21 protein-coding genes and 1 riboswitch are annotated in these 20,809 nt (G+C 37.1%); of the genes, 20 read left to right on the top strand and 1 reads right to left on the bottom strand.

Going from position 1 to position 20,809, the window contains the following annotated elements:
• Nucleotides 1-142: 142 nt before the first annotated feature.
• Nucleotides 143-1,201, bottom strand: a complete 1,059-nt coding sequence (gene ytvI / locus QH639_RS05585) for a sporulation integral membrane protein YtvI (RefSeq protein WP_281115774.1) — start codon at nucleotides 1,199-1,201, stop codon at nucleotides 143-145.
• Nucleotides 1,202-1,291: 90 nt separating this feature from the next.
• Between ytvI and QH639_RS05580 the strand changes: the two genes are divergently transcribed.
• The 20 genes from QH639_RS05580 (at nucleotide 1,292) to QH639_RS05485 (ending at nucleotide 20,800) form a co-directional block, all read left to right on the top strand.
• On the top strand, nucleotides 1,292-1,846 hold the full coding sequence (locus tag QH639_RS05580; protein WP_131520912.1) for a hypothetical protein: 555 nt from the start codon (nucleotides 1,292-1,294) through the stop codon (nucleotides 1,844-1,846).
• 81 nt (nucleotides 1,847-1,927) lie between these two features.
• Nucleotides 1,928-2,473: a glutathione peroxidase gene (locus QH639_RS05575; RefSeq protein WP_131520911.1), complete on the top strand. Its 546-nt coding sequence runs from the start codon at nucleotides 1,928-1,930 to the stop codon at nucleotides 2,471-2,473.
• Nucleotides 2,474-2,597: 124 nt separating this feature from the next.
• Nucleotides 2,598-2,795, top strand: a riboswitch (cobalamin riboswitch).
• Nucleotides 2,796-2,953: 158 nt separating this feature from the next.
• On the top strand, nucleotides 2,954-3,511 hold the full coding sequence (locus tag QH639_RS05570; protein ID WP_131520910.1) for a hypothetical protein: 558 nt from the start codon (nucleotides 2,954-2,956) through the stop codon (nucleotides 3,509-3,511).
• Nucleotides 3,495-4,445: an ABC transporter substrate-binding protein gene (locus tag QH639_RS05565; RefSeq protein WP_281115773.1), complete on the top strand. Its 951-nt coding sequence runs from the start codon at nucleotides 3,495-3,497 to the stop codon at nucleotides 4,443-4,445. The genes QH639_RS05570 and QH639_RS05565 overlap by 17 nt, the downstream gene beginning before the upstream one ends.
• Before the next feature lie 145 nt (nucleotides 4,446-4,590).
• Entirely contained in the window at nucleotides 4,591-5,358 is a 768-nt protein-coding gene (locus QH639_RS05560) for a tyrosine-protein phosphatase (RefSeq protein ID WP_237898813.1), read from the top strand.
• Nucleotides 5,359-5,492: 134 nt separating this feature from the next.
• Nucleotides 5,493-6,860 (top strand): MATE family efflux transporter, encoded by a 1,368-nt coding sequence (locus tag QH639_RS05555; RefSeq protein WP_259419929.1) that lies wholly within the window; start codon nucleotides 5,493-5,495, stop codon nucleotides 6,858-6,860.
• 2 nt (nucleotides 6,861-6,862) lie between these two features.
• Nucleotides 6,863-7,696 (top strand): putative RNA methyltransferase, encoded by an 834-nt coding sequence (locus tag QH639_RS05550; RefSeq protein ID WP_281115772.1) that lies wholly within the window; start codon nucleotides 6,863-6,865, stop codon nucleotides 7,694-7,696.
• A gap of 79 nt (nucleotides 7,697-7,775) precedes the next feature.
• Nucleotides 7,776-8,378: a lysophospholipid acyltransferase family protein gene (locus tag QH639_RS05545; protein WP_048394163.1), complete on the top strand. Its 603-nt coding sequence runs from the start codon at nucleotides 7,776-7,778 to the stop codon at nucleotides 8,376-8,378.
• A gap of 60 nt (nucleotides 8,379-8,438) precedes the next feature.
• Nucleotides 8,439-8,900 (top strand): low molecular weight protein-tyrosine-phosphatase, encoded by a 462-nt coding sequence (locus QH639_RS05540; RefSeq protein ID WP_259419928.1) that lies wholly within the window; start codon nucleotides 8,439-8,441, stop codon nucleotides 8,898-8,900.
• A gap of 201 nt (nucleotides 8,901-9,101) precedes the next feature.
• A complete protein-coding gene (locus QH639_RS05535; protein WP_237898810.1) occupies nucleotides 9,102-9,821 on the top strand; it encodes a YebC/PmpR family DNA-binding transcriptional regulator in 720 nt (239 codons plus the stop codon).
• A 64-nt stretch (nucleotides 9,822-9,885) separates the two neighbouring features.
• Complete coding sequence (locus tag QH639_RS05530) at nucleotides 9,886-11,181, top strand: arsenic transporter (RefSeq protein ID WP_281115771.1); 1,296 nt, start codon at nucleotides 9,886-9,888, stop codon at nucleotides 11,179-11,181.
• An 82-nt stretch (nucleotides 11,182-11,263) separates the two neighbouring features.
• Nucleotides 11,264-13,012 carry a methyl-accepting chemotaxis protein gene (locus QH639_RS05525; RefSeq protein WP_281115770.1) on the top strand — a complete coding sequence of 583 codons (1,749 nt, stop codon included), beginning with the start codon at nucleotides 11,264-11,266 and terminating at the stop codon, nucleotides 13,010-13,012.
• A gap of 224 nt (nucleotides 13,013-13,236) precedes the next feature.
• Nucleotides 13,237-14,979, top strand: a complete 1,743-nt coding sequence (locus QH639_RS05520) for a methyl-accepting chemotaxis protein (protein WP_281115769.1) — start codon at nucleotides 13,237-13,239, stop codon at nucleotides 14,977-14,979.
• Nucleotides 14,980-15,069: 90 nt separating this feature from the next.
• Nucleotides 15,070-15,630 carry a YdcF family protein gene (locus QH639_RS05515; RefSeq protein ID WP_131521044.1) on the top strand — a complete coding sequence of 187 codons (561 nt, stop codon included), beginning with the start codon at nucleotides 15,070-15,072 and terminating at the stop codon, nucleotides 15,628-15,630.
• A gap of 141 nt (nucleotides 15,631-15,771) precedes the next feature.
• A complete protein-coding gene (locus QH639_RS05510; RefSeq protein ID WP_131520900.1) occupies nucleotides 15,772-17,469 on the top strand; it encodes a M3 family oligoendopeptidase in 1,698 nt (565 codons plus the stop codon).
• Between the two features lie 165 nt (nucleotides 17,470-17,634).
• Nucleotides 17,635-18,726: an AI-2E family transporter gene (locus tag QH639_RS05505; protein WP_281115768.1), complete on the top strand. Its 1,092-nt coding sequence runs from the start codon at nucleotides 17,635-17,637 to the stop codon at nucleotides 18,724-18,726.
• 11 nt (nucleotides 18,727-18,737) lie between these two features.
• Nucleotides 18,738-19,361 carry an NUDIX hydrolase gene (locus QH639_RS05500; protein WP_131520898.1) on the top strand — a complete coding sequence of 208 codons (624 nt, stop codon included), beginning with the start codon at nucleotides 18,738-18,740 and terminating at the stop codon, nucleotides 19,359-19,361.
• Between the two features lie 134 nt (nucleotides 19,362-19,495).
• Nucleotides 19,496-19,960: a hypothetical protein gene (locus QH639_RS05495; protein WP_004231915.1), complete on the top strand. Its 465-nt coding sequence runs from the start codon at nucleotides 19,496-19,498 to the stop codon at nucleotides 19,958-19,960.
• A gap of 22 nt (nucleotides 19,961-19,982) precedes the next feature.
• Nucleotides 19,983-20,174: a hypothetical protein gene (locus QH639_RS05490; RefSeq protein ID WP_004231917.1), complete on the top strand. Its 192-nt coding sequence runs from the start codon at nucleotides 19,983-19,985 to the stop codon at nucleotides 20,172-20,174.
• 17 nt (nucleotides 20,175-20,191) lie between these two features.
• Complete coding sequence (locus QH639_RS05485; protein ID WP_131520896.1) at nucleotides 20,192-20,800, top strand: alpha/beta hydrolase; 609 nt, start codon at nucleotides 20,192-20,194, stop codon at nucleotides 20,798-20,800.
• Nucleotides 20,801-20,809 lie beyond the last annotated feature (9 nt).

Raw genomic sequence — 20,809 nt, 5'->3', positions numbered from 1 at the left:
GGTTGAGATAAGAAAAAGGTCATCTTTGTAGAGAAAAATATACAAAGATGACCTTTTTTGTTTTTGGAATGCTATTCTTTCAAAGAAACAAGACGACAACTTCTATTCTTGAAAAGAGATTTTCCTGCATACTAGATGGATATTAAATTTTAAAATTTACTTTGATGACACCTGTCTCTTTCAACGCTATAAAGAAAATAATAACGAATGGGCCGACAAGTAAACCGATAATACCAAATAACTGTAGACCTATGAACATGGAAATTAATGTTGGTAAAGTGGATAAACCGATATGGTCTCCCATTAATTTAGGCTCGACTACTCGACGAATAATAAGTAAAATAGCAGCTAAGATGAATAATTTTACAGCTATAGAGGTGTTTCCCATCAATAGGTGATAAAGTCCCCATGGGGCTAGAATAATGATAGAGCCTAGGAATGGTACAATATCTATTAACCAGATAATAATCGTCATTGTTACTGCGTATTTCGGTTGGATTAATAGCAGTCCAATGAGTGTGACGCCTCCAATAATAAAGCTTACAAATAAGTGAGCCTTCATATAGCCAAGTGTTGCATCTTTTAAGCGATTTAAAATAATTTTTATCTTCTTTGCTGTATTGGGCTTTAAATATTTATAAGTGATTTGCTTTAACTTAGGCAAATCAAGCATAAATAGGAATAGCGCAATCATATAAACGAGAAGACTGATGAATAGGCTGGGTATCTCTGAAAAGAAGGCAGAAACTTTGCTATAATTAAAGAAGCTTAAAAAGGATTCTTCAACTTTCTTTATGAAATCCATTGTGGTTTTTTGAAGCGAAGCACTTACTTCAGGTGGAAAGTCTTCTGTATATTTAGAAATATTTTCTTGCATATGAAGCCACATATCTGATAGCTTGGAAATATAATAGGGAGCTTGCTTAGACAGTAAAATTATTTGTGTCATTATTTGGGTAATGGACAGATAACAAATAATAGATATAACTATTACACTCACTATGTAAATAAAAGCAACTGCTATTTTCCGTGACATTTTCCATTTCCGTTTAACGAACATGACAAGTGGTTCTAAGAAAAATGCACTAATCCCAGCAAGGATTAAAGGCATGGACACTGGGATAACAAAATACGCAGCTAGAAGTAGGAATATAATCACAATCAACCGAAAAATCAATTTCCTAGCATTAAATTTATTCATAAACTCACCTTCTTTGCGAAAAAAATTAAGTTAAGTGTACCATAAATCAAATTTTATTACGTTCTGAATCAATAAAGGTAGGGATGAATTATGGAAAAAGAGATTTTGCAACTTTTTAGTAATTTAACAGAGCATGATCGCGATATTCAATATGAATCTTACGAGGAATTAATGAAAATTATGCAGGAACCTGTAGATTGGACATATGCAGTTTGGGAACAGCTAGTAAAAGCACTTACATACAATAATGGTTATTCTCGTGCACGTGCTGCACAAATTTTATGCGCTTTAGCTGCAAAAAGTGATCCAGAAGAAAGGGTCTTGGAGGATTTTTTAAAGATTTGGGCTGTGACTTACGATGAGCAATCTGCTACAGCAAGGCATGCATTACAAGCAATTTGGAAAATTGGACAAGCGGGTCCAGTACAAAGAGATTTGGTTGTATCGTATCTAGCTAAAAGATTTCAAACATGTATAGATGAAAAACAGCCATCTCTTATTCGTCAGGATATTATTATGTCATTTAAAAAGCTATATGATCAAACAAATGACTCGAAATTATTAGATATTGCCCATCGTTTAATTAATGAAGAACAAGATGCTAAATATAAAAAGAAGTATAAGTCAGCCATCCGTTCAAAGTAGCGAGGTGGTGTTTTTTTGTGCAAATTCTTTGATGAGCGGTAGAATAGTCAACTATAATAAATGAAAAAAGGGGATTATGGCATGAGCATTTATAATTATCTAGTTCGGAAGCCTAATGGCGAAATTTTATCGATGGAAACATATCGTGGAAAAACAATGTTAATTGTTAACACGGCAAACCAATGCCGATTTACATATCAATTTGAAGACTTACAGAAAATGTATGATAAATATGGAAAAGAGAATTTTGTAGTTCTTGGATTCCCTTGTGATCAATTTGGCCATCAAAATCCTGAAGATGGGGAGGAAACTAAGCATCTCTGCAAGGTAAACTATGGGGTCACATTCCCGATTTTTGAGCTTGTACAGGTAAATGGAGAGGCTACCCATCCACTCTTTAATTATTTAAAGCATGAAGTGGATTACCGAGAGTTTGGGAAGGCAAGTATGCAGGAGAAAATGTTGGCAGAAGCAATTGTTCAACTTGCCCCAAGCTTTTTAGATGGTCGTAATATTCGCTGGAACTTTACAAAATTTCTAGTAGATGCTAATGGTAAGACCGTCTCACGCTTTGAACCAACAGATTCACAGCTCGATATTGAAAAAGCAATTGAAACACTATTATAGTAAATTTCTTAATAATGTAAAAATTTGTTAGGGTTTTCTCTTCAAGTAGAAATATTGCTATATTTTAAAACTGAGTACAGCTATTTTTTCTGAAGCATATATGATAAACTGCTTTACAAATGAAATATTCTTGCAGAATAAAGGTGCTAATTAGCATAATCGGGAATCCGGTGAAAAACCGGAGCTGTTTCCGCAACTGTAAGTGCAGCCATTATAAAGATTTACCACTGTCTCAAAGAAGATGGGAAGGTCCTTTATAACACATTCGTTTCATGTGACGAACTGTACAAGCCAGGAGACCGACCTTTATTTGAACGTATAAAAACTTCTCGGAAGCTAGGAGGATATACGACAAATACATAGGCTTTGTCCAGTTTGATGGCTCATTATGTTATTTTTGTCGTTCCTTTGCAAAAAGGAGCGACTTTTTTATGCCTTTCAAATAAGAATTTTTCATTATAGAAAATAGGGGGGAAGCAAGTGAAAAAAGATGCCCGTTATTCTTGTTATCCATTTATGCGTGAGAAAGCTTCAACGGTCGATTTTGAAATTCGAACAGATAGCCTTACAACACATCTAGGAGTTGCATTAGCTGCGGTAAAAAAAGAGGATGTTCAAGTCGTTGCTGAGGATTTATTGCTTATGTTACCTATGGCGTATCATGTGAATGGCTCAGTTCGTGGGAAATTAGCAGTAACTGAAGAGGATTTATCTTGGTTAAGTGAGCGTTATGATTTTTACGTTCGCCATGTGAAGGAAGAGATTCAAAGTTTTGTTTTACCTCAAGGAACAGAGGCCGCTGCAGCCTTACATCTTTGTCGCAGTGAAGCAAAAAAATCATATCGTACTTTACACAAAGTATCAGAAGAACGAGAGGTTCCTGCTATTCTTTTCGATTACCTTGGTTTATTAGCTAATGTATGTTTTGTCATGGCTGTTTTTATGAATCAGCAAGCTGGAATAGCTGAAATACCGTTTATTAGTAAATCCTACCCAATGAAAAAGAAAAAGGAGAATAACAATGAAGAAAGTATTTAATTTCCAATGGCTATCGGTGCTCTTACTTGCACTGGTATTAGCAGGCTGTGGCACTGCTGAAGATACAAAAAATAAAGATGCTTCGCAAGATACACAACACGCAGAGAAAACAAGCTATAAAGTGACAGATGACCGTGGAGTGGAAATAGAGTTTAAAGAAGTACCAAAAACAGTTGTATCTTTACAACCAAGTAATACTGAAATTTTGTTTGCTTTAGGTGTTGGCGATAAAATTGTAGGAGCAACTGAGTACGATACTTACCCAGAGGAAGCACAAAAAATTGAACGTGTCTCTGATACTACGAACTTTAACAGTGAAAGAATTATAGCGTTAAAGCCAGATGTTGTCATTGCTTATACAATCGGTGATAAGGATGCCCTAAAGCCGCTTGAGGACGCAGGAATTAAAGTGTTTGTTATTCAATCTGCGACTACTTTCGATGATGTTTATGGAGATATCGAACAAATTGCTGCTGTGATGGATGTTGCTGATCTAGGAAATAAATTAAATGAAGAGATCAAGGCGAAAATTGCTGAAGTACAAACGAAGGTGAAGGACGTAAAAACGCCGAAAAATGTTTATTTAGAGGTTAGCCCTAAGCCAGACATATATACAGCAGGCTCTAGCACTTTCCAGCAAGAAATATTAGATGCAGCTAATGTTAATAATGTTTTTTCTGACTTGAATAGCTGGGCAAAAGTGAATGAGGAAGATGTTATTGCGAAAAATCCAGATGTTATTTTAACAACAGTAAACGATACAGAAGATCCAATAGGAGAAATTCTTGAACGAGATGGTTGGAATACTGTGACAGCTATTCAAAACAAAGCGGTATTGTCCATCGATACAGATATCTCTAATCGACCTGGTCCGCGTATTGGTGAAGCTGTAGAATTAGTAGCGAAAGCTGTGTACCCCGAATTATTTAAATAAGAAATGTTTCCATGCTAGCTGTGAGCCATTCAGCTAGCATTTTTTATGTGGTTTAAATTATTACCTAGCGTGAAAATTGGAATTAATGTAGTTTGTTCTTTAAAATAAAAGTAAGTATGCTTAATAATCTTAGGAGGTGTAGTGATTGGAGCAATTAGAGACAAAGGTAATTCCATTTGAGGCAGTCTATAATTTCCGAGACATGGGTGGATATAAGACAAAAGATGGGCGTAGGGTAAAAAAAGGTTTATTTTACCGCTCAGCTGCTCTTGGAAAAATGACACTGGCAGATAAAGAGCTATTTGAAACATTAGGGATTAAAACCATTTTTGATTATCGCGATAACAATGAGGCGTATCATAATCCTAACCCAGTGTTCTCGTATGCTCAATATATACAAATCCCAGCGAAGGGTAATCATGCTTTTGAAATGCCTACCAATGCTGGTGGTAGAGATTTCTATAAAGTGGTAAGCCCTGAGATGTTTCGGGATTTTTATGCACAAATGCCTTTTAACAATCTTTCATTTAAAGAGTTAATGCAAACGATTCAAAATCCTAATAATCTAGGTCTTGTCCATCATTGCGCAGTTGGTAAGGACCGAACGGGTATTGGAGGAGCACTTATTTTACTAGCTTTAGATGTACCTGAGGAGACTATCATGGAGGACTATTTAGATACTAATATACATTTACGTCCGATGGTAGAAAGAATGGCTCAGGCTATTCAGCATCAGTATAATGAGCAAGAACTACTGCAATTTTATGCCTTAATGTCCGCCCGTGAAGACTATTTACAAGCAGCATTGGATGCGATGGATCGTCGCTATGGTTCTAAGACTGGGTTTTTAGAGCAGGAATTTGGCCTAACAATTGAAAAACGAGAGCAATTACAATCCTATTGCTTGATTTAAAAATGGACCCTTTCACACGATGTGAGAGGGATTTTTTATGTGGAAGCGCTGTCTTCCTATAAATCTCTTTACAGTCTGAATATTTGTGATAAGATACAATAGATTTTTAAGAAAAAATAGGAGAAGTGAAAGTATTGGCAGACACAATTAAAGAGACAAATAAGTTAAGTCTATTCCATTTAACATGGCCGATCTTCTTAGAGGTTTTTCTATTTATGTTGATGGGACTAGCCGATACTTTTATGCTCAGTGCTTTATCGGATAATGCTGTATCAGGAGTAGGTGCAGCCAATCAATATATCCATATTGCCATCTTGATTCTGGAGGTAGTGGGCAATGGTGCATCTATTGTTGTTTCTCAGTATTTAGGCTCCAGACGCTTTTTTGAAGCAGCCAAGATCTCGGCGTTAGCGGTCACGATGAATTTGGTCGTAGGGCTTTTAATGAGTATTTTATTTTTCTTCTTTGCGAGACATTTAATGACAATGATGAACTTGCAGGGAGAAGTACTCCACTATGCACAAAGTTACTTAGCCATCATTGGGAGTTTTATTTTCTTACAGGCTATTATTAATGCACTCGCTGCAATTATTCGTGTACATGGTTGGACAAAACAAACTATGTACGTTTCACTTGGCATGAACGTCTTACATGTTGTGCTAAACTACGGTCTTATTTTTGGGAATTTAGGTTTACCAGAGCTTGGTGTGAAAGGAGCGGCTATTTCCTCTGTCATTAGTCGCGGATTAGCTGTCCTAGTATTTTTCTGGTTACTGTATCAGGTAATGGAAGTGCGCGTAAAGTTACAATATTATTTTGAGTATTCAAAGGAATATGTGAGGAAAATACTAAACATTGGTTTACCATCTGCGTTTGAACAGGTACTTTATCAATTTTGCCAAATCATCTTTTTATATTATGCGACATACTTAGGAGCAGAAACACTAGCAGCACGACAATATGCTATGAATATTTCGATGTTTACATATTTATTTGCAATTGCCATTGGTACAGGAACAGCCATTATTATTGGTCGTCATGTAGGTGCAGGAGAAAAAGATGAGGCGTATCATCAGCTATGGAAAAGTGTTCGTGCAGCATTTGCTTTTACGATTATTATGGTCGCTGTCGTTACGCTATTCCGTAAGCCACTTATGCAGGTATTTACTGATAATCCAGAAGTCATTAAGATTGGGGCATCCGTGTTAGCATTAAGTATTTTGCTAGAGACTGGCCGCACAATGAATATCGTGGTCATTAACTCTTTACGCGCTTCTGGGGATGCTAGATTCCCTGTGAAAATTGGTTTTCTATCAATGGTTTGCATGAGCCTGCCGCTTGGCTATTTATTTGTCTTTGTATTGGATTGGGGCTTGGTCGGAATTTGGCTAGCCATTTCAGCAGATGAATGGGTGCGGGCAATTATCGTATACTTTAGATGGAAAAGTCGTAAATGGGAGCGTTATGCTCTTGTATCACCGAACGACAAAAAGGAGGCATAGAAATGGGCGCATTATCGAAACGTGCGATCGGGGCGGCATTAATGGATCAACATATCACCCTTTTTGCTTGTCCAATCTGTCAGCAATCAATGCATGTCTATGAGCAGGGGAGATTGGTTTGTACTTCTAACCATTCCTTTGATATTGCGAAACAAGGCTATGTCAATATGCTGACACATAACGCCGCTTCTAAATATAGTAAGAGCCTTTTTGAATCCCGCAAGGCTGTTATTGATAGTGGGATTTATGATGCTGTAGAAGCCCGAATCGGTGAGCTTATAAGCTCTGCTAAAACGGTGCTCGATACTGGTTGTGGAGAGGGCTCACATTTAGCTCGCATTATGAATGATAGAGATCATGGTATTGGCGTTGGAATTGACATAGCGAAGGAGGGCATTTTGGCTGCAGCACGTCATTATCCTCAACAAATTTGGTGTGTAGGGGATTTAGCTAAAAGTCCATTTGCTCAAGCGAGTTTCGATGCCATTTTAAATATACTATCACCAGCAAATTATGAGGAGTTTAAACGACTTCTTACACCGAATGGCTGTCTTGTGAAGGTTGTACCGCAAAGTGGTTATTTGAGGGAACTGCGTGCTCAATTATATGCAGATTCAAATAAGGAAACTTACTCTAATGAACAAATTGTAGCTCGTTTTCAAGATAGTTTTCGTGAGGTAAACGTAGAACGTGTAACTTATACTTTACCGCTTTCGGAAGAGCTAGTACCCGCGCTATTAGAAATGACACCAATGGGTTGGCATAAAGCAGAACAAACAGCCGTTGAACTAAATGAAATCACGATTGATGTGGATCTATTAGTAGGGAAGGTTTAAGTTGGTCACCTGCAATTGCAGTATACTGGTCTTTTCGATTACAATGGGAATAACTATTGAATAAGGTAGGAATGTAACAGTGTATAAACTAGCAGCAAATGTTGTCAAAGTAATATTAAAATTAATGGGTTCAAAGGCTCGTGTATACGGAGAAGAAAACTTGCCGAAAGAGGGTGGGTTTATTATAGCTTGTACACATACCGGCTATGTTGATATTTTAAACCTTGGTGTAGCCATGTACCCTCGTGAAATTCACTTTATGGCGAAGAAGCAATTATTTGAAATGAAAGGGCTTGGCTGGCTTGTTAAGCATTTAAATGCTTTTCCGGTAGACCGTGATAATCCTGGACCAAGCGTGATTAAAATTCCTTCGCAGTTATTGAAGGAAGGTAAAATTGTTGGGATTTTCCCCTCTGGGACTCGTAGTGCAGAAGGAACAGATTTAAAACAAGGGGCTATTACCATCGCACAGTTGGCAAAGGCGCAAATTGTTCCAGCTGCTTATGTTGGTGCACGTAATGTGGGTGATGTAATGAAGCGAGGTAAGGGCTATTTAATTTATGGTGAGCCATTTTATGTAACAGGCAAGGGTAAAGAAGGCCGTGAGCAGTTTACTCAACACCTTGAGCATGAATTAGTTGCTTTAACAGAAGAACTACAGAAACGTATTCCCGTAAAATAAAAGCAAATGGCACTCAGAATCAAATTGATTTTGAGTGCTTTGTTGTAGGAGGACAATAAAATGATTCGAGTACTTTTCGTATGTTTAGGTAATATCTGTCGCTCACCCATGGCTGAGGCGGTCATGCGCGACATGGTGAAGAAAGAGCATTTAGAAGATAAGATTGAAGTGGATTCCGCTGCTACTAGCTCATGGCATATCGGTGAACCTCCACATAGAGGAACACAGGATAAGCTTAGGGAATATGGTATTTCTACAATAGATATGCAAGGTCGACAATTACAACAATCAGATTTTGAAAAGTTTGCTTATATTATTGGAATGGATGAAAGCAATATTCGTAATATCCGTACAATACTAGGTCATCCAAACTCGCCAAAGATTTTTCGTTTTTTAGATTTAACAGCACATCGCAAGGATGTCCCGGATCCTTATTATACAGGTGATTTTCAGGAAACCTATGAATTGGTGCAAGAAGGCTGTCAGGCATTGCTAGCAAAAATTAAACAAGAGCTGTTGTAAGATGGCGCTAAAATCGTAAATTTTAACAGCCGTTTTTTTAGAAAAATACTACCTTAAACATTGGTATATCTAGCTTTGTAAGCATCATTGTGTTATTATTTGCAGAGTAAAGATACGATAAGTATTTAATTACCATTTACAGATATACAACTGTGTATCTATTATTTTTATAAATTTATCTTTTGAAAGAGAGTGGAAACAATGGGTCGTAAGTGGAACAATATTAAAGAAAAGAAAGCGTCTAAAGATCAAAGCACAAGCCGTATTAATGCAAAATTTGGGCGAGAAATTTATGTGGCAGCTAAATCAGGCGAACCAGATCCAGAGTCAAACCGTGCACTTAAAGTAGTGCTTGAACGCGCAAAAACATACAGTGTTCCAAAACATATTATAGAAAAAGCCATTGATAAAGCAAAAGGTGGCGGTGATGAAAGCTTTGATGAATTACGTTATGAAGGCTTTGGACCAGCCGGCACAATGATTATCGTGGATGCTTTAACAAACAATGTAAATCGTACAGCATCTGATGTACGTGCAGCATTTGGTAAAAATAACGGCAATATGGGTGTCAGTGGATCTGTAGCTTATATGTTCGATTCAACAGCGGTTATTGGCTTAGAGGGTAAAACGGCTGATGAAGTACTAGAGATTTTAATGGAAGCTGATATAGATGCTCGTGATATTCTAGAAGAGGATGAAGCGGTAATTATTTATGCAGAGCCAGACCAATTCTTTGCGACACAAGAAGCATTAAAGGCTGCGGGTGTAGAAGAATTTACAGTAGCAGAGCTTTCTATGTTGCCTCAAACAGAAGTGACTTTAACTGGCGACGATGTAGCGAAGTTTGAAAAACTAATTGATGCATTAGAAGATTTAGAAGATGTACAAAATGTTTTCCACAACGCAGATTTAGGCGAATAAACCATTAACAAAATGAGTAAACCAGTAGCATTTAAGCTACTGGTTTTTAATTAGGGAGGAAAAGATGCAGACTGCTTTAGCCATTATTTTATTTTTAGTCACATTATTTTTTGTCATCGTGCAACCACGAAAACTATCAATTGGCTGGTCAGCCTGTATAGGAGCAGCTATTGCGCTAGTAATAGGTGTAGTAACCTGGCATGATGTGTTAGAGGTAACGGGGATTGTTTGGAATGCAACGCTATCATTTATTGGTATTATTTTAATTTCACTCATTTTAGATGAAATTGGCTTTTTCGAATGGGCGGCTCTACATATGGCACGACTTGCAAAGGGAAGTGGAATTCGCTTATTTGTTTATATTAGTTGCCTTGGAGCTGTTGTATCGGCTTTGTTTGCGAACGATGGGGGTGCTTTAATTCTAACGCCAATCGTTTTAGCGATGGTGAGAAAACTGAACTTGAGTGAAAAAATGATCTTTCCATTTATTATTGCAAGTGGATTTATAGCAGATACAACCTCGTTACCGTTCGTTATTAGCAATTTAACGAATATCGTATCAGCTGACTTTTTCGATATAGGCTTTATAGATTATGCAGTTCATATGCTTGTACCGAATTTCTTTTCGTTAGTGGCAAGTATAGTAGTGCTTTACATTGTTTTTCGCCGTTCCATACCACAACATTATTCTCTTGAGGCAGTTGAGCAACCAAGTCAGGCAATCCGAGATCCCAAATTATTTTCGATCGCTTGGTATGTAATTGGGATTCTATTAGTGGGCTTTGTAGCTGGTGAGGTTTTACACATCCCTGTATCTTTTATTTTATGTGGGGTCGCTGCAATATTCTTATGGCTAGCACAGCGTAGCTCTGTGGTAGATACAATAAGAGTTGTAAAAGGAGCGCCGTGGAATATTGTGTTTTTCTCAATTGGCATGTATGTGGTTGTCTATGGGTTAAAAAATGTAGGGATGACAGGAATATTAGCAAATTTATTAGAACTAGCTATACAGCAGGGCTTCGTAGTAGCAACGATGACGATGGGATTTGTTGCTGCCATTTTGTCTGCTGTCATGAACAATTTACCTACTGTTATGATAGATGCTTTGGCGATTTCAGAAACAAGCGCATCGGGCATGATGAAAGAGGGACTGATATATGCAAATATAATTGGTACGAATTTAGGCCCAAAAATGACACCGATTGGCTCACTGGCAACATTGCTATGGCTTCATATATTAGCCCAGAAAGGCATTAAAATTAGCTGGGGACAATATTTTAAAATTGGTGTTATTCTTACCATTCCGACACTGTTCGCCACTTTAATTGCATTAATTATTTGGATATGCTTAATATCATAGATTTATTGTCGAAATAGTTAAAAAAATAGTACAATAGGAACTATTAAGATATTAGTATATCAATATATTAAAGGAGGAACGTATGCGAGCGACAGGCAAATTAAGCAATAAAATAGTGTTAATGTCATTAGTAATGTTAGTGGCTTTGTTATCTTTTTTCGTTATAACAACAATCTACACAGCAAAATCATCTGTTAATAAAACCATGGGAACACAGGCAGTTGCAGTTGCTGAGAATATTGCAAAACATCTAAATGCTGCTGAATATGAGCAACTCTCAAAGGAACCAAAAGAATCTGAGTTATATTGGCGACTTCGAGAAGAGCTCAACGAATTACGTGAAATAAATGGTGTTCTCTATGCCTATACTTTCGCAGTACCACAGGAAGATAAAAAGGTACGTTTTTTAGTGGACGGTATGCCAGCAGATGATCAAGAAAATGCTGGAGCTATAGGAGATGAGTCCTCCACCACATACTACAAGGATATTGAAAAGGTAAAGAATACAGGAAGTTATTATTCCGCTATTTTACATAGTGATTTTGGAGATTATTTATCTGGTACTGTTCCATTAAAGGATGAGGCAGGGAATACTGTTGCCTTTGTTGGGGTCGATATAGAAGCAACAGAGGTAAGCAATGTTGCGAATACCGTATTAACGGCTATTTTGCCTACATTAATTGTTGTCATCTTAGCTTTAACAGGTATTGTTATGTTCATCCTATATCGTTACATTAATGGAGCATTAAAACCCCTTGCACATTTAGGTGATGCAGCACAAAGTTTTGCTCAAGGTGATATTGCTAAGGCAACGATAGCAGTGGAGAAAATCCAGCTAAAAGGAGCAAATGAAATTACAATATTTGCACAATCCTTCAGAGAATCACTACAAAAATTAAAAGAAACTTTCCATACGATTCAACAACGCACATTTGCTTTACAAAATGTTGTTCAAAAAATTGATGAGACTTCTCAGCATGTGGAAGAATCAAACGCTCAAATTGCAGATCGAATTATTGAAATTGCTGCTGGTAGTGAGCAACAGCAGCAAAATAATCAAGAGGTTGTATTAACGATGAATGAGATGTCAATTGGTATTCAACGACTGGCTGATACAACTTCAGAAATTGCGGAGTCATCATCAGCAATGACGGGACTTGTGGAAACAGGTGTTAGTCATTCTCAAGAAGTTGTATCTCAAATTCAAAACGTAGAATCTTCTGTTTTACGTACGGCTAATCATGTCGAGGAAATGGGTGATAAGTTCCGCTCAATTGAAGAGATGGTGACCATCATTACGAGTATTGCGGATCAAACCAACCTACTAGCTTTAAACGCGGCAATAGAAGCAGCTAGAGCAGGAGAAGCTGGTAAAGGATTTGCGGTCGTGGCAGATGAAGTTCGTAAACTTGCAGAGATGTCTAAAGCATCTGCTGACGAAATACACATGCATTTAGAAAGCTTTAAGAAAATTACTGATCGAGCGTTACAAGAGATGGCTAGTAGTACCATAGATGTACAGGCAGGCAATAAAGCAGTGCAACACATAGGTGAAAGTCTAGAGAAAATATTGCAATCTGTCCTTGAGGTGAATAATAAAATTCAAGATGACTCTGCTGTCATTGAAGAAATGTCAGCAGGCTCTGAGGAAGTATTAGCTACTACCGAACAGATGAATGCTATTGCGAAGCATAGTGTCCTAGGAACAAAGGAAGTAGCAACTGCCTCAGATTTACAAGTAACGATGGTTTCTGAATTAAATGAAGTTGTAACAATATTAGATCAAACATCGAAAGAGGTTATAGAAACGATTAATACATTTAAATTATGATTAGTTTAGAACTATTTCTCTATAAGCTTATGTCTTGTGGAGAAATAGTTCTTTTTATTTTTGGCATTTAAAATTTAACTGGAGATTAGCATAAAGGCATGAAAACAAACCATATTAAGGGAAATAAGAAAATAATTTGTGCTTTACCCATTGTGAAAACTTTCAAACCATAACATAATATAAAGTAATATATTGTTGAACGAAGAAAATAGGGGGGCTAAAGTATGAAGTTTTTACGTTCAATACAGGGGAAATTGATTATTATTTCATTGGCACTACTAATTATTCCAAGTTTAATAATTGGTATAGTTAGTTATGGTAAGGCTAAGAATGGAATGGAGGATATAGGAGAGCAGGTACTTTACAATAGTGTTGAATCTGCTTTGCAATTAATCGAGCTCGCAAACGAGAGTGTTGAAAAGGGCGACATTCCCTTAGAGGTTGCACAGGAGCGAGTACGAGAAGCATTTCTTGGTCCGAAAGATAGCGAAGGAAAACGGCCAATTAATTATCCTGGTGATTTAGGGGAATATGGCTATATCTATGTGTTGGATGATAAGGGAACATTAACAACACATCCAACACGAGAAGGAGATAATCTTTGGAATGACCAAGATAGCAGTGGCAATTACTTTATTCGAGAAGTAACTGAAAAGGCACTTGATGGGGGTGGCTTTACACAATATGAATTTGAACTACCAGGTCAGGATGTCTTAGCCGATAAAATTATTTATTCTGAGAAAGATCCATATTGGGGATGGATTATTGCATCAGGTACATATATGCAGGATTTTAATGCAGAGGCGAATTCTTTATTGCTAGTAATTGGTTTGACATTAGTAGGTGCCATCATTATTGGGACAATCGTTGTCATTCTTGTATCAAGACATCTGGCATTACCAGTTCAAAAATTATCTAAACGTGTACGTGAAGTAGCAAAAGGGAATTTAACGGTTGAAATTGAGCATTTACAGCGCTCGGATGAAATAGGACAGTTAAATGCTGGCTTTAATGAAATGGTACATCAACTTAAAACACTTATTTCAGATGTCGAGGAAGCGATTGTAGAAATACAATCAACATCAGCCAACTTAACCGCAGTCGCTGAAGAGACAAATGCCTATGGGGATGAAATCGTCAAAGCAATCAATGAAGTATCCAAGGGTGCAGTCAAGCAAGCATCTGATGCAGAGGATACAAACCGAACGGCTATCGAATTTGCGCACCAAATTGAAGGATTGCATGATAAAAATGAATTAATGTTAGATGCCTCACAGCATATGAAAAAATCAAATGAAGAAGGCCTAGTTAATCTAGAAAGCTTAAAGGATAAGTCGAGAGAGTCTTCAAATCTCGTTCAGAATATTCAGTCTGTATTTGGTAGCTTAATTGTCAAGGTACGTGAAATTGAAGGCATCGTGGGCACGATTACGGAGATTTCAGATCAAACGAATTTACTTGCACTTAACGCCTCTATTGAAGCAGCAAGAGCGGGTGAACATGGTAAAGGATTCGCAGTTGTCGCGGAAGAGGTACGTAAACTTGCTGATCAAACCTCTGTAGCAACTGAGCTAGTACGCACAACGCTAAAAGGCATTGAAAGTGAAACAAACTTAGTCAATGGTGAAATGCAGAAAACCCATATCATTGTAAGTCAACAAAATGATTCTGTCATGGTAACAGAATCATCCTTTACAGAAATTAAATTAGCTGTTGAAAAAATTATAGCCATTATAGGCGATACGACAGATAGTGTAGAATATTTAAATAGCTCTAAGAATACGATTATGCAATCGATTGAAAGCATTGCGATGATTAGTGAAAAGAATGCTGCTGCATCTGAAGAGGTAACAGCATCTGTAGATGAGCAACAACGCGCAATACAACTGGTTAGCGAATCTTCCAATGATTTAACCGATGAAATATCTGCCTTACAGGAGTCTATTAAACGATTTATATTGAGATAATATTTCAGGGTGCTTGGTTAACAAGCATCCTTTTCTTTTTATCATCGTTAATAAAAGGTAAAGGAGGAATGATTTGTGAGAAGGTGGTTGATGACAGTTGGTGTTATTTTAATCGGTAGTGGAATCGTTCTTTATATTTGGCTTGGGAAAGAAATTGATCAGGGTATGGAACCGAATGCTGATGGTTCAGCTGATTATATGATTGTATTGGGAGCAAAAGTAAGGCCAGGTGGTGTACCATCGCTTTCATTAAAAAGTAGATTAGAGGTGGCTGTTCCATACTTAACAAAATACCCACATGTTAAGGTCATTGTGTCAGGCGGACAAGGGCCAGATGAAGATCGTACAGAGGCATCTGTAATGCAAGACTATTTGGAACAGCATGGCATTGATGCCACGAGAATTATCATAGAAGATCAATCTACATCTACTTATGAAAATTTAGTATTCTCTAAAGAATTATTACCAAAAGAGACAAAGAAAATTACCATCGTTTCAAATGACTTTCATTTAAAACGTGCAAAATATCTTGCTGAAACTTTAGATTTTGAAGTAGATGTCCTATCAGCAAGAACCCCAAAATCAGTAGAAGCAAAATTAAGAATAAGAGAAAGAGCTGCGTTATTAAAAACATATATTGTGGGCTATTAAACAACAACGCCATTAGATTTAGGAACTGCTTCTTTCTCATAAAAATCATTTCAACAGAAAAGAGATAATTGTTTCTTAATAGATTCTATTTGGCATATAATAGAAATATTACGGGGTATAGGACAGAAAGAGGGGACTTTAATGACAACGTTTAAAGAATATCAGTACAGCCGTCCAAATGTGGCATCGATGAAAGAGCAGCAATTAGCACTCATTGAGCAATTTAAACAAGCACAATCCATGGACGAGCAAAGTAATATCATTGAAAAGCACAATGCAATTAGTAATGACTTTGCGACAATGGCTAATTTAGTATATATTCGTGCTTCAATCGATACGAATGATGAATTTTATCAAGCAGAACGTGATTATTTCGATGAAGTAGGTCCTGAGCTAGAAGAAGTAACGACGGAATACTATAAAGCTTTAATTGATTCACCATTTCGTGAGCAATTAGAAGAAAAATGGGGTCAGCAATTATTTGATCTAGCAACTTATCAAATTAAAGGCTTCTCACCAGAAGTTATTGATTTGATGCAAAAGGAAAACAGACTTGTTTCTGAGTACAATAAGCTTGTTGCATCTGCACAAATTGACTTTAATGGAGAAACATTAACGCTCGCTCAACTTGGTCCGTTTGCAGAGTCAACGGATCGAGAAACACGTAAGGCAGCAACGGATGCTCGCTTTGGCTTCTTTGCACAGCATGAAGATGAATTCGATCGTTTATATGATGAACTTGTCAAGGTACGCCATGACATTGCGATTAAACTTGGCTATAACAACTATGTTGAACTAGGCTATATTCGTATGAATCGGATTGATTACAATGCTGATATGGTTAAAAAATTCCGTGATCAGGTACGTGATTTAATTGTGCCTGTTGCAACAAAGCTTTACGAGCGTCAGGCAAAGCGAATTGGCATTGAAGATTTCAAATTTTATGATGAAGCACTTAACTTCTTATCAGGTAATGCTACACCAAAAGGGAATCCTGAGTGGATTGTAGCAAACGGTAAAAAAATGTATGAGGAGCTTTCACCTGAGACAGGAGAATTCTTTAATTTCATGATTGACCATGACTTAATGGATCTTGTAGCGAAGAAAGGGAAAGAAAGTGGCGGTTATTGTACGTTTATTGAAAACTATCATTCCCCATTCATTTTCTCAAATTTTAATGGTACTTCAGGTGATATCGATGTATTAACACATGAAGCTGGACATGCTTTCCAAGTTTATTCAAGCCGTAACATTGGCATTCCTGAGTATTTATGGCCTACCTACGAGTCTTGTGAAATTCACTCGATGAGTATGGAATTCTTCACATGGCCTTGGATGGAGCTGTTCTTTGAAGGTGATACAGAGAAATATAAATTTACACATTTAAGTAGTGGTCTTTTATTCTTACCATATGGTGTGGCAGTAGATGAGTTCCAGCATGTTATTTATGAAAATCCAACAATGACTCCTGCTGAACGTAAAGCTGCATGGAAAAAAATTGAGGAAACGTATTTACCACACCGTGACTATGATCATAACAGCTACCTAGAGGCTGGGGGCATTTGGCAACGTCAGGCTCACATCTATGCAAGTCCGTTCTACTACATTGATTACACGTTAGCGCAAATTTGTGCCTTCCAATTCTGGAAACGTTCACGTGAAGAATTTGAAGCGGCTTGGAAAGACTATATTCATCTTTGTGGTTTAGGTGGCTCTATGTCCTTTACAAAGCTTGTAAAAGAGGCAGGTTTAATCTCGCCATTTGAGGATGGCTGTGTTGAATCGGTTATTGGAGAAATTGAGACATTCTTAAATTCCATTGATGATTCTTCTCTATAATTGATGACTTAAATTCGTTTCACTTCCACGATAACTAGTATTGTGGAAGTGAGCGAATTTTTTAGTTTGTCAGAGGAGTTCTGTAAAAAAATACTAGGATACTTGCGAAATGGTTAATATATCAGTAGTATTTTCAGTAACTGCTATTAAAGGAAGTGAAAGAAAGTGACAAGGAAAGTTTGGTTTCAAGTAGGAGTAGGGATACTACTTACACTACTAATCATTAAATATTTTATAGAAATTCATTGGATTTTTTCACCGCTTGTCATCATATTAAAAGCGATTTTTGTGCCTTTACTACTTGGTGGTGTTCTCTATTATGTGACGGAGCCAATTCAGAGATTTTTAGAAAAACGTAGATTTCCTCGATGGGGAAGTATATTGACGATTTTGTTCGGACTAATAGCAATGGTAGGTATTTTTGGCTGGATTATTGGTAACCCAATTGCCGAGCAGGTCAATAAATTAGTGAAGAATGCCCCTATGATTAGTACGAGTATTAGTACGAGCATCCAGCAATTAACAGACTATGTAACGCAAAATAAGGATAACTTCCCTGAGCAATTAAATGATGTTATCGAAAAAATGGCGAATTCGGTACAAGATATTGCAGTAGTGGCGAGTAAAGGTTTTATGTCCTTTTTACAATCCATTGTATCTGTGTCGTTATTAGCCATTTTAATTCCGTTCTTCTTTATTTTTATGCTGAAGGATCATGAGAAGTTTGCTCCATCCATCTATAAATATTTCAGTGGTGAACGTCAGCAATGGGTAAAGAAAACGTTAAGTGAAATTGATGATGTATTACGTACCTACATTCAGGGCCAACTGCAAATTAGTTTTTTATTAGCACTAATAATGTATGTAGGCTATTTAATTATCGGATTAGACTATTCGTTATTACTAGTGATTTTTGCATTCTTTATGAATATGATTCCATTTATCGGGCCTTGGATTGCCTTTGCGCCAGCCCTGATTGTGGCAGTTATTCAAGATCCAATTTTAGTGGTGTGGGTTTCGGTTGTGACGCTGGTTGCTCAGCAAATAGACAGCAACTTTATTACACCTAATGTCATGGGGAAATCACTTGATATCCACCCCCTTACCGTTATTACAATTATTTTAGCAGCAGGTAATATAGCAGGTTTTATTGGTATTATTATCGCTGTACCATTTTATGCAGTCTTAAAGGTTATCGTATCCAATATTTATGATCAACGTAATGCAATTAAGAAAAAAGCGACGAAGTCAGTATAGGAGTCGAAACAATGGAACAAGAAATTGTAAAGGTATTTAATGAACAGCATGAGCAAATTGGGACAGCTACGAGAGCGGAAGTGCATGAAAAGGGGCTTTGGCATGAGACTTTTCATTGCTGGCTTGTAAATGAAGACTATATTTATTTTCAAGTACGTAGTTCACAGAAAAAGGATTATCCAGGGTTACTCGATATTACAGCAGCAGGACATCTTTTAGCGATTGAGACAGTAGAGTCAGGCATTCGAGAAGTAAGAGAAGAATTGGGCCTTAATATTGATGTCCATGAGGTTGTCAAAATGGGTATGACATCTTGTAGTATCGTTTCAGAAAATATGATCGACAATGAATTTTGCCATGTCTACATATATCCTTTCAAGCATGATTGGGATTCCTTTGCTTTGCAGTATGAAGAAGTATCGGGTGTAGTTAGAGCGAAGCTAGATGAGGCGGAGGCTTTCTTCTTGGGAGAAACGACGACACTTAATATTGAAGGGTATGAATATTTCCCTGATGGTCAACGTGTGAGAATTGTCAGACCAGTAGGTACTGCACAATTTGTTCCTTATCGGGAATTGTATGTTGCACAGGTGATAAAATTCACACGTGAAAAAATAGTTAATCAAACCTCATAAGTTTAAATAGGATAAGCTATAATATTAGCTTGTCCTATTTTCTTGCGCAAAAATGATTTAGAAACGACACGATATAATAGGAAAAAATGAGTTATACTGTTAGATAGATTGTAAAGAAAAGGAGCATTTTTTATATGCTAACATTTGAACAAAAACAAGCGATTATTGAATCGTTTTCTGAGCTAACAAAAAAAGAAATTTCTTTAAAGCGCCTAAATTATCATTACATGGACAGTCTTTACGAAAAGACGATTGTAGTTGAGAAATTACATCCAAACGGCAATGGCTTTGTCTTTGTAGGAGATTTATTACGCTATGAGAATGAGGCTAATGATAAAGGATTAGTAAATATCCGCGATTACGATGAACAACAACTTCGTGAAATTATTGAAGACGCAATCCAATATTTATCTGAAGAAGTAGAAGAGCAGGAGCCAATTGTAGAGATTTGGCATAGTCGCGATGGTAGTCAGTTACAGCTAGCTTTTGAGCAACGTTCGTGGAACGTGTATCATGGAGACAATCTAGAAGAGGCATTTGGTACGTATGAGGCAGCAAAGGAATATTTACTAGAAGAAGGCTTTCGTACAAAGAAATAAGTTATACGGGGGATCATGATAGATGAACGGAAAAAAATTAGTGGGAATTGTTATTGTTGTTGTGATTGCGGCATGTTTATTTTCAGTTTATACCATTACTAATTTTTATAAAAATCACGAAGAACAGCCTAATCGTGAAAATCGTGAAATTAATAAGTCAAAGAGCTTGAATTTAATTTTGCCACAGGCTACAATTATCTCGAATTCAAGATAATTGAGAGGTGACTGTCAGTGCAACATATTTATTATAAAGGTACAGACGAAACAAAACCGACTTTATTATTGCTACATGGTACAGGTGGTAATGAGGAAAGTCTTATTGGGCTAGCAAAAGAAATAGATGAAACAGCCAATATTTTAAGTGTTCGCGGAAATGTACTTGAGCATGGAATGCCACGATTTTTCCGCCGATTAGCCGAAGGTGTCTTTGATATGGAGGATTTAATCTTTCGTACAAAGGAGCTTCATGAATTTTTGGAGACGTCAGCACAGCAATATGGCTTTGATCGCCAACGAATTGTAGCAATAGGGTATTCGAATGGTGCTAATATTGCAGCAAGCTTATTATTCCACTATGATGATGCGTTAGCAGGAGCTATTTTGCATCACCCAATGGTACCAAGACGTGGTATTGAATTACCGCAACTTTCTCCAACACCTGTGTTTATCGGTGCTGGTACGAATGATCCGATGTGTACAGCACAGGAGTCTGAGGATTTAGAAACCCTTTTAAGTGCTGCAGGTGCCAAAGTAACGACGAAATGGTTTAATTTTGGTCATCAACTAACAATGCCTGAAGTACAAGCAGCAAAAGAATGGTATAAAAGCATTTACGCTTAATTGAAAAAT

Origin of the sequence: Lysinibacillus sp. 1 U-2021 (assembly GCF_029916965.1) — a bacterium.
GTDB lineage: Bacteria > Bacillota > Bacilli > Bacillales_A > Planococcaceae > Lysinibacillus > Lysinibacillus capsici.
This window is presented reverse-complemented; position numbering and strand designations above follow the sequence as displayed.

Excerpts from the sequence above, each read along its gene's own strand:
- QH639_RS05495 (WP_004231915.1), top strand. The coding sequence starts at position 19,496 with ATGCTAACATTTGAACAAAAACAAGCGATTATTGAATCGTTTTCTGAG.
- QH639_RS05515 (WP_131521044.1), top strand. The coding sequence starts at position 15,070 with ATGACAGTTGGTGTTATTTTAATCGGTAGTGGAATCGTTCTTTATATT.
- QH639_RS05535 (WP_237898810.1), top strand. The coding sequence starts at position 9,102 with ATGGGTCGTAAGTGGAACAATATTAAAGAAAAGAAAGCGTCTAAAGAT.
- QH639_RS05530 (WP_281115771.1), top strand. The coding sequence starts at position 9,886 with ATGCAGACTGCTTTAGCCATTATTTTATTTTTAGTCACATTATTTTTT.
- QH639_RS05510 (WP_131520900.1), top strand. The coding sequence starts at position 15,772 with ATGACAACGTTTAAAGAATATCAGTACAGCCGTCCAAATGTGGCATCG.
- QH639_RS05500 (WP_131520898.1), top strand. The coding sequence starts at position 18,738 with ATGGAACAAGAAATTGTAAAGGTATTTAATGAACAGCATGAGCAAATT.
- QH639_RS05520 (WP_281115769.1), top strand. The coding sequence starts at position 13,237 with ATGAAGTTTTTACGTTCAATACAGGGGAAATTGATTATTATTTCATTG.
- QH639_RS05540 (WP_259419928.1), top strand. The coding sequence starts at position 8,439 with ATGATTCGAGTACTTTTCGTATGTTTAGGTAATATCTGTCGCTCACCC.
- QH639_RS05525 (WP_281115770.1), top strand. The coding sequence starts at position 11,264 with ATGCGAGCGACAGGCAAATTAAGCAATAAAATAGTGTTAATGTCATTA.
- QH639_RS05575 (WP_131520911.1), top strand. The coding sequence starts at position 1,928 with ATGAGCATTTATAATTATCTAGTTCGGAAGCCTAATGGCGAAATTTTA.
- ytvI (WP_281115774.1), bottom strand. The coding sequence starts at position 1,201 with ATGAATAAATTTAATGCTAGGAAATTGATTTTTCGGTTGATTGTGATT.
- QH639_RS05580 (WP_131520912.1), top strand. The coding sequence starts at position 1,292 with ATGGAAAAAGAGATTTTGCAACTTTTTAGTAATTTAACAGAGCATGAT.
- QH639_RS05550 (WP_281115772.1), top strand. The coding sequence starts at position 6,863 with ATGGGCGCATTATCGAAACGTGCGATCGGGGCGGCATTAATGGATCAA.
- QH639_RS05565 (WP_281115773.1), top strand. The coding sequence starts at position 3,495 with ATGAAGAAAGTATTTAATTTCCAATGGCTATCGGTGCTCTTACTTGCA.
- QH639_RS05490 (WP_004231917.1), top strand. The coding sequence starts at position 19,983 with ATGAACGGAAAAAAATTAGTGGGAATTGTTATTGTTGTTGTGATTGCG.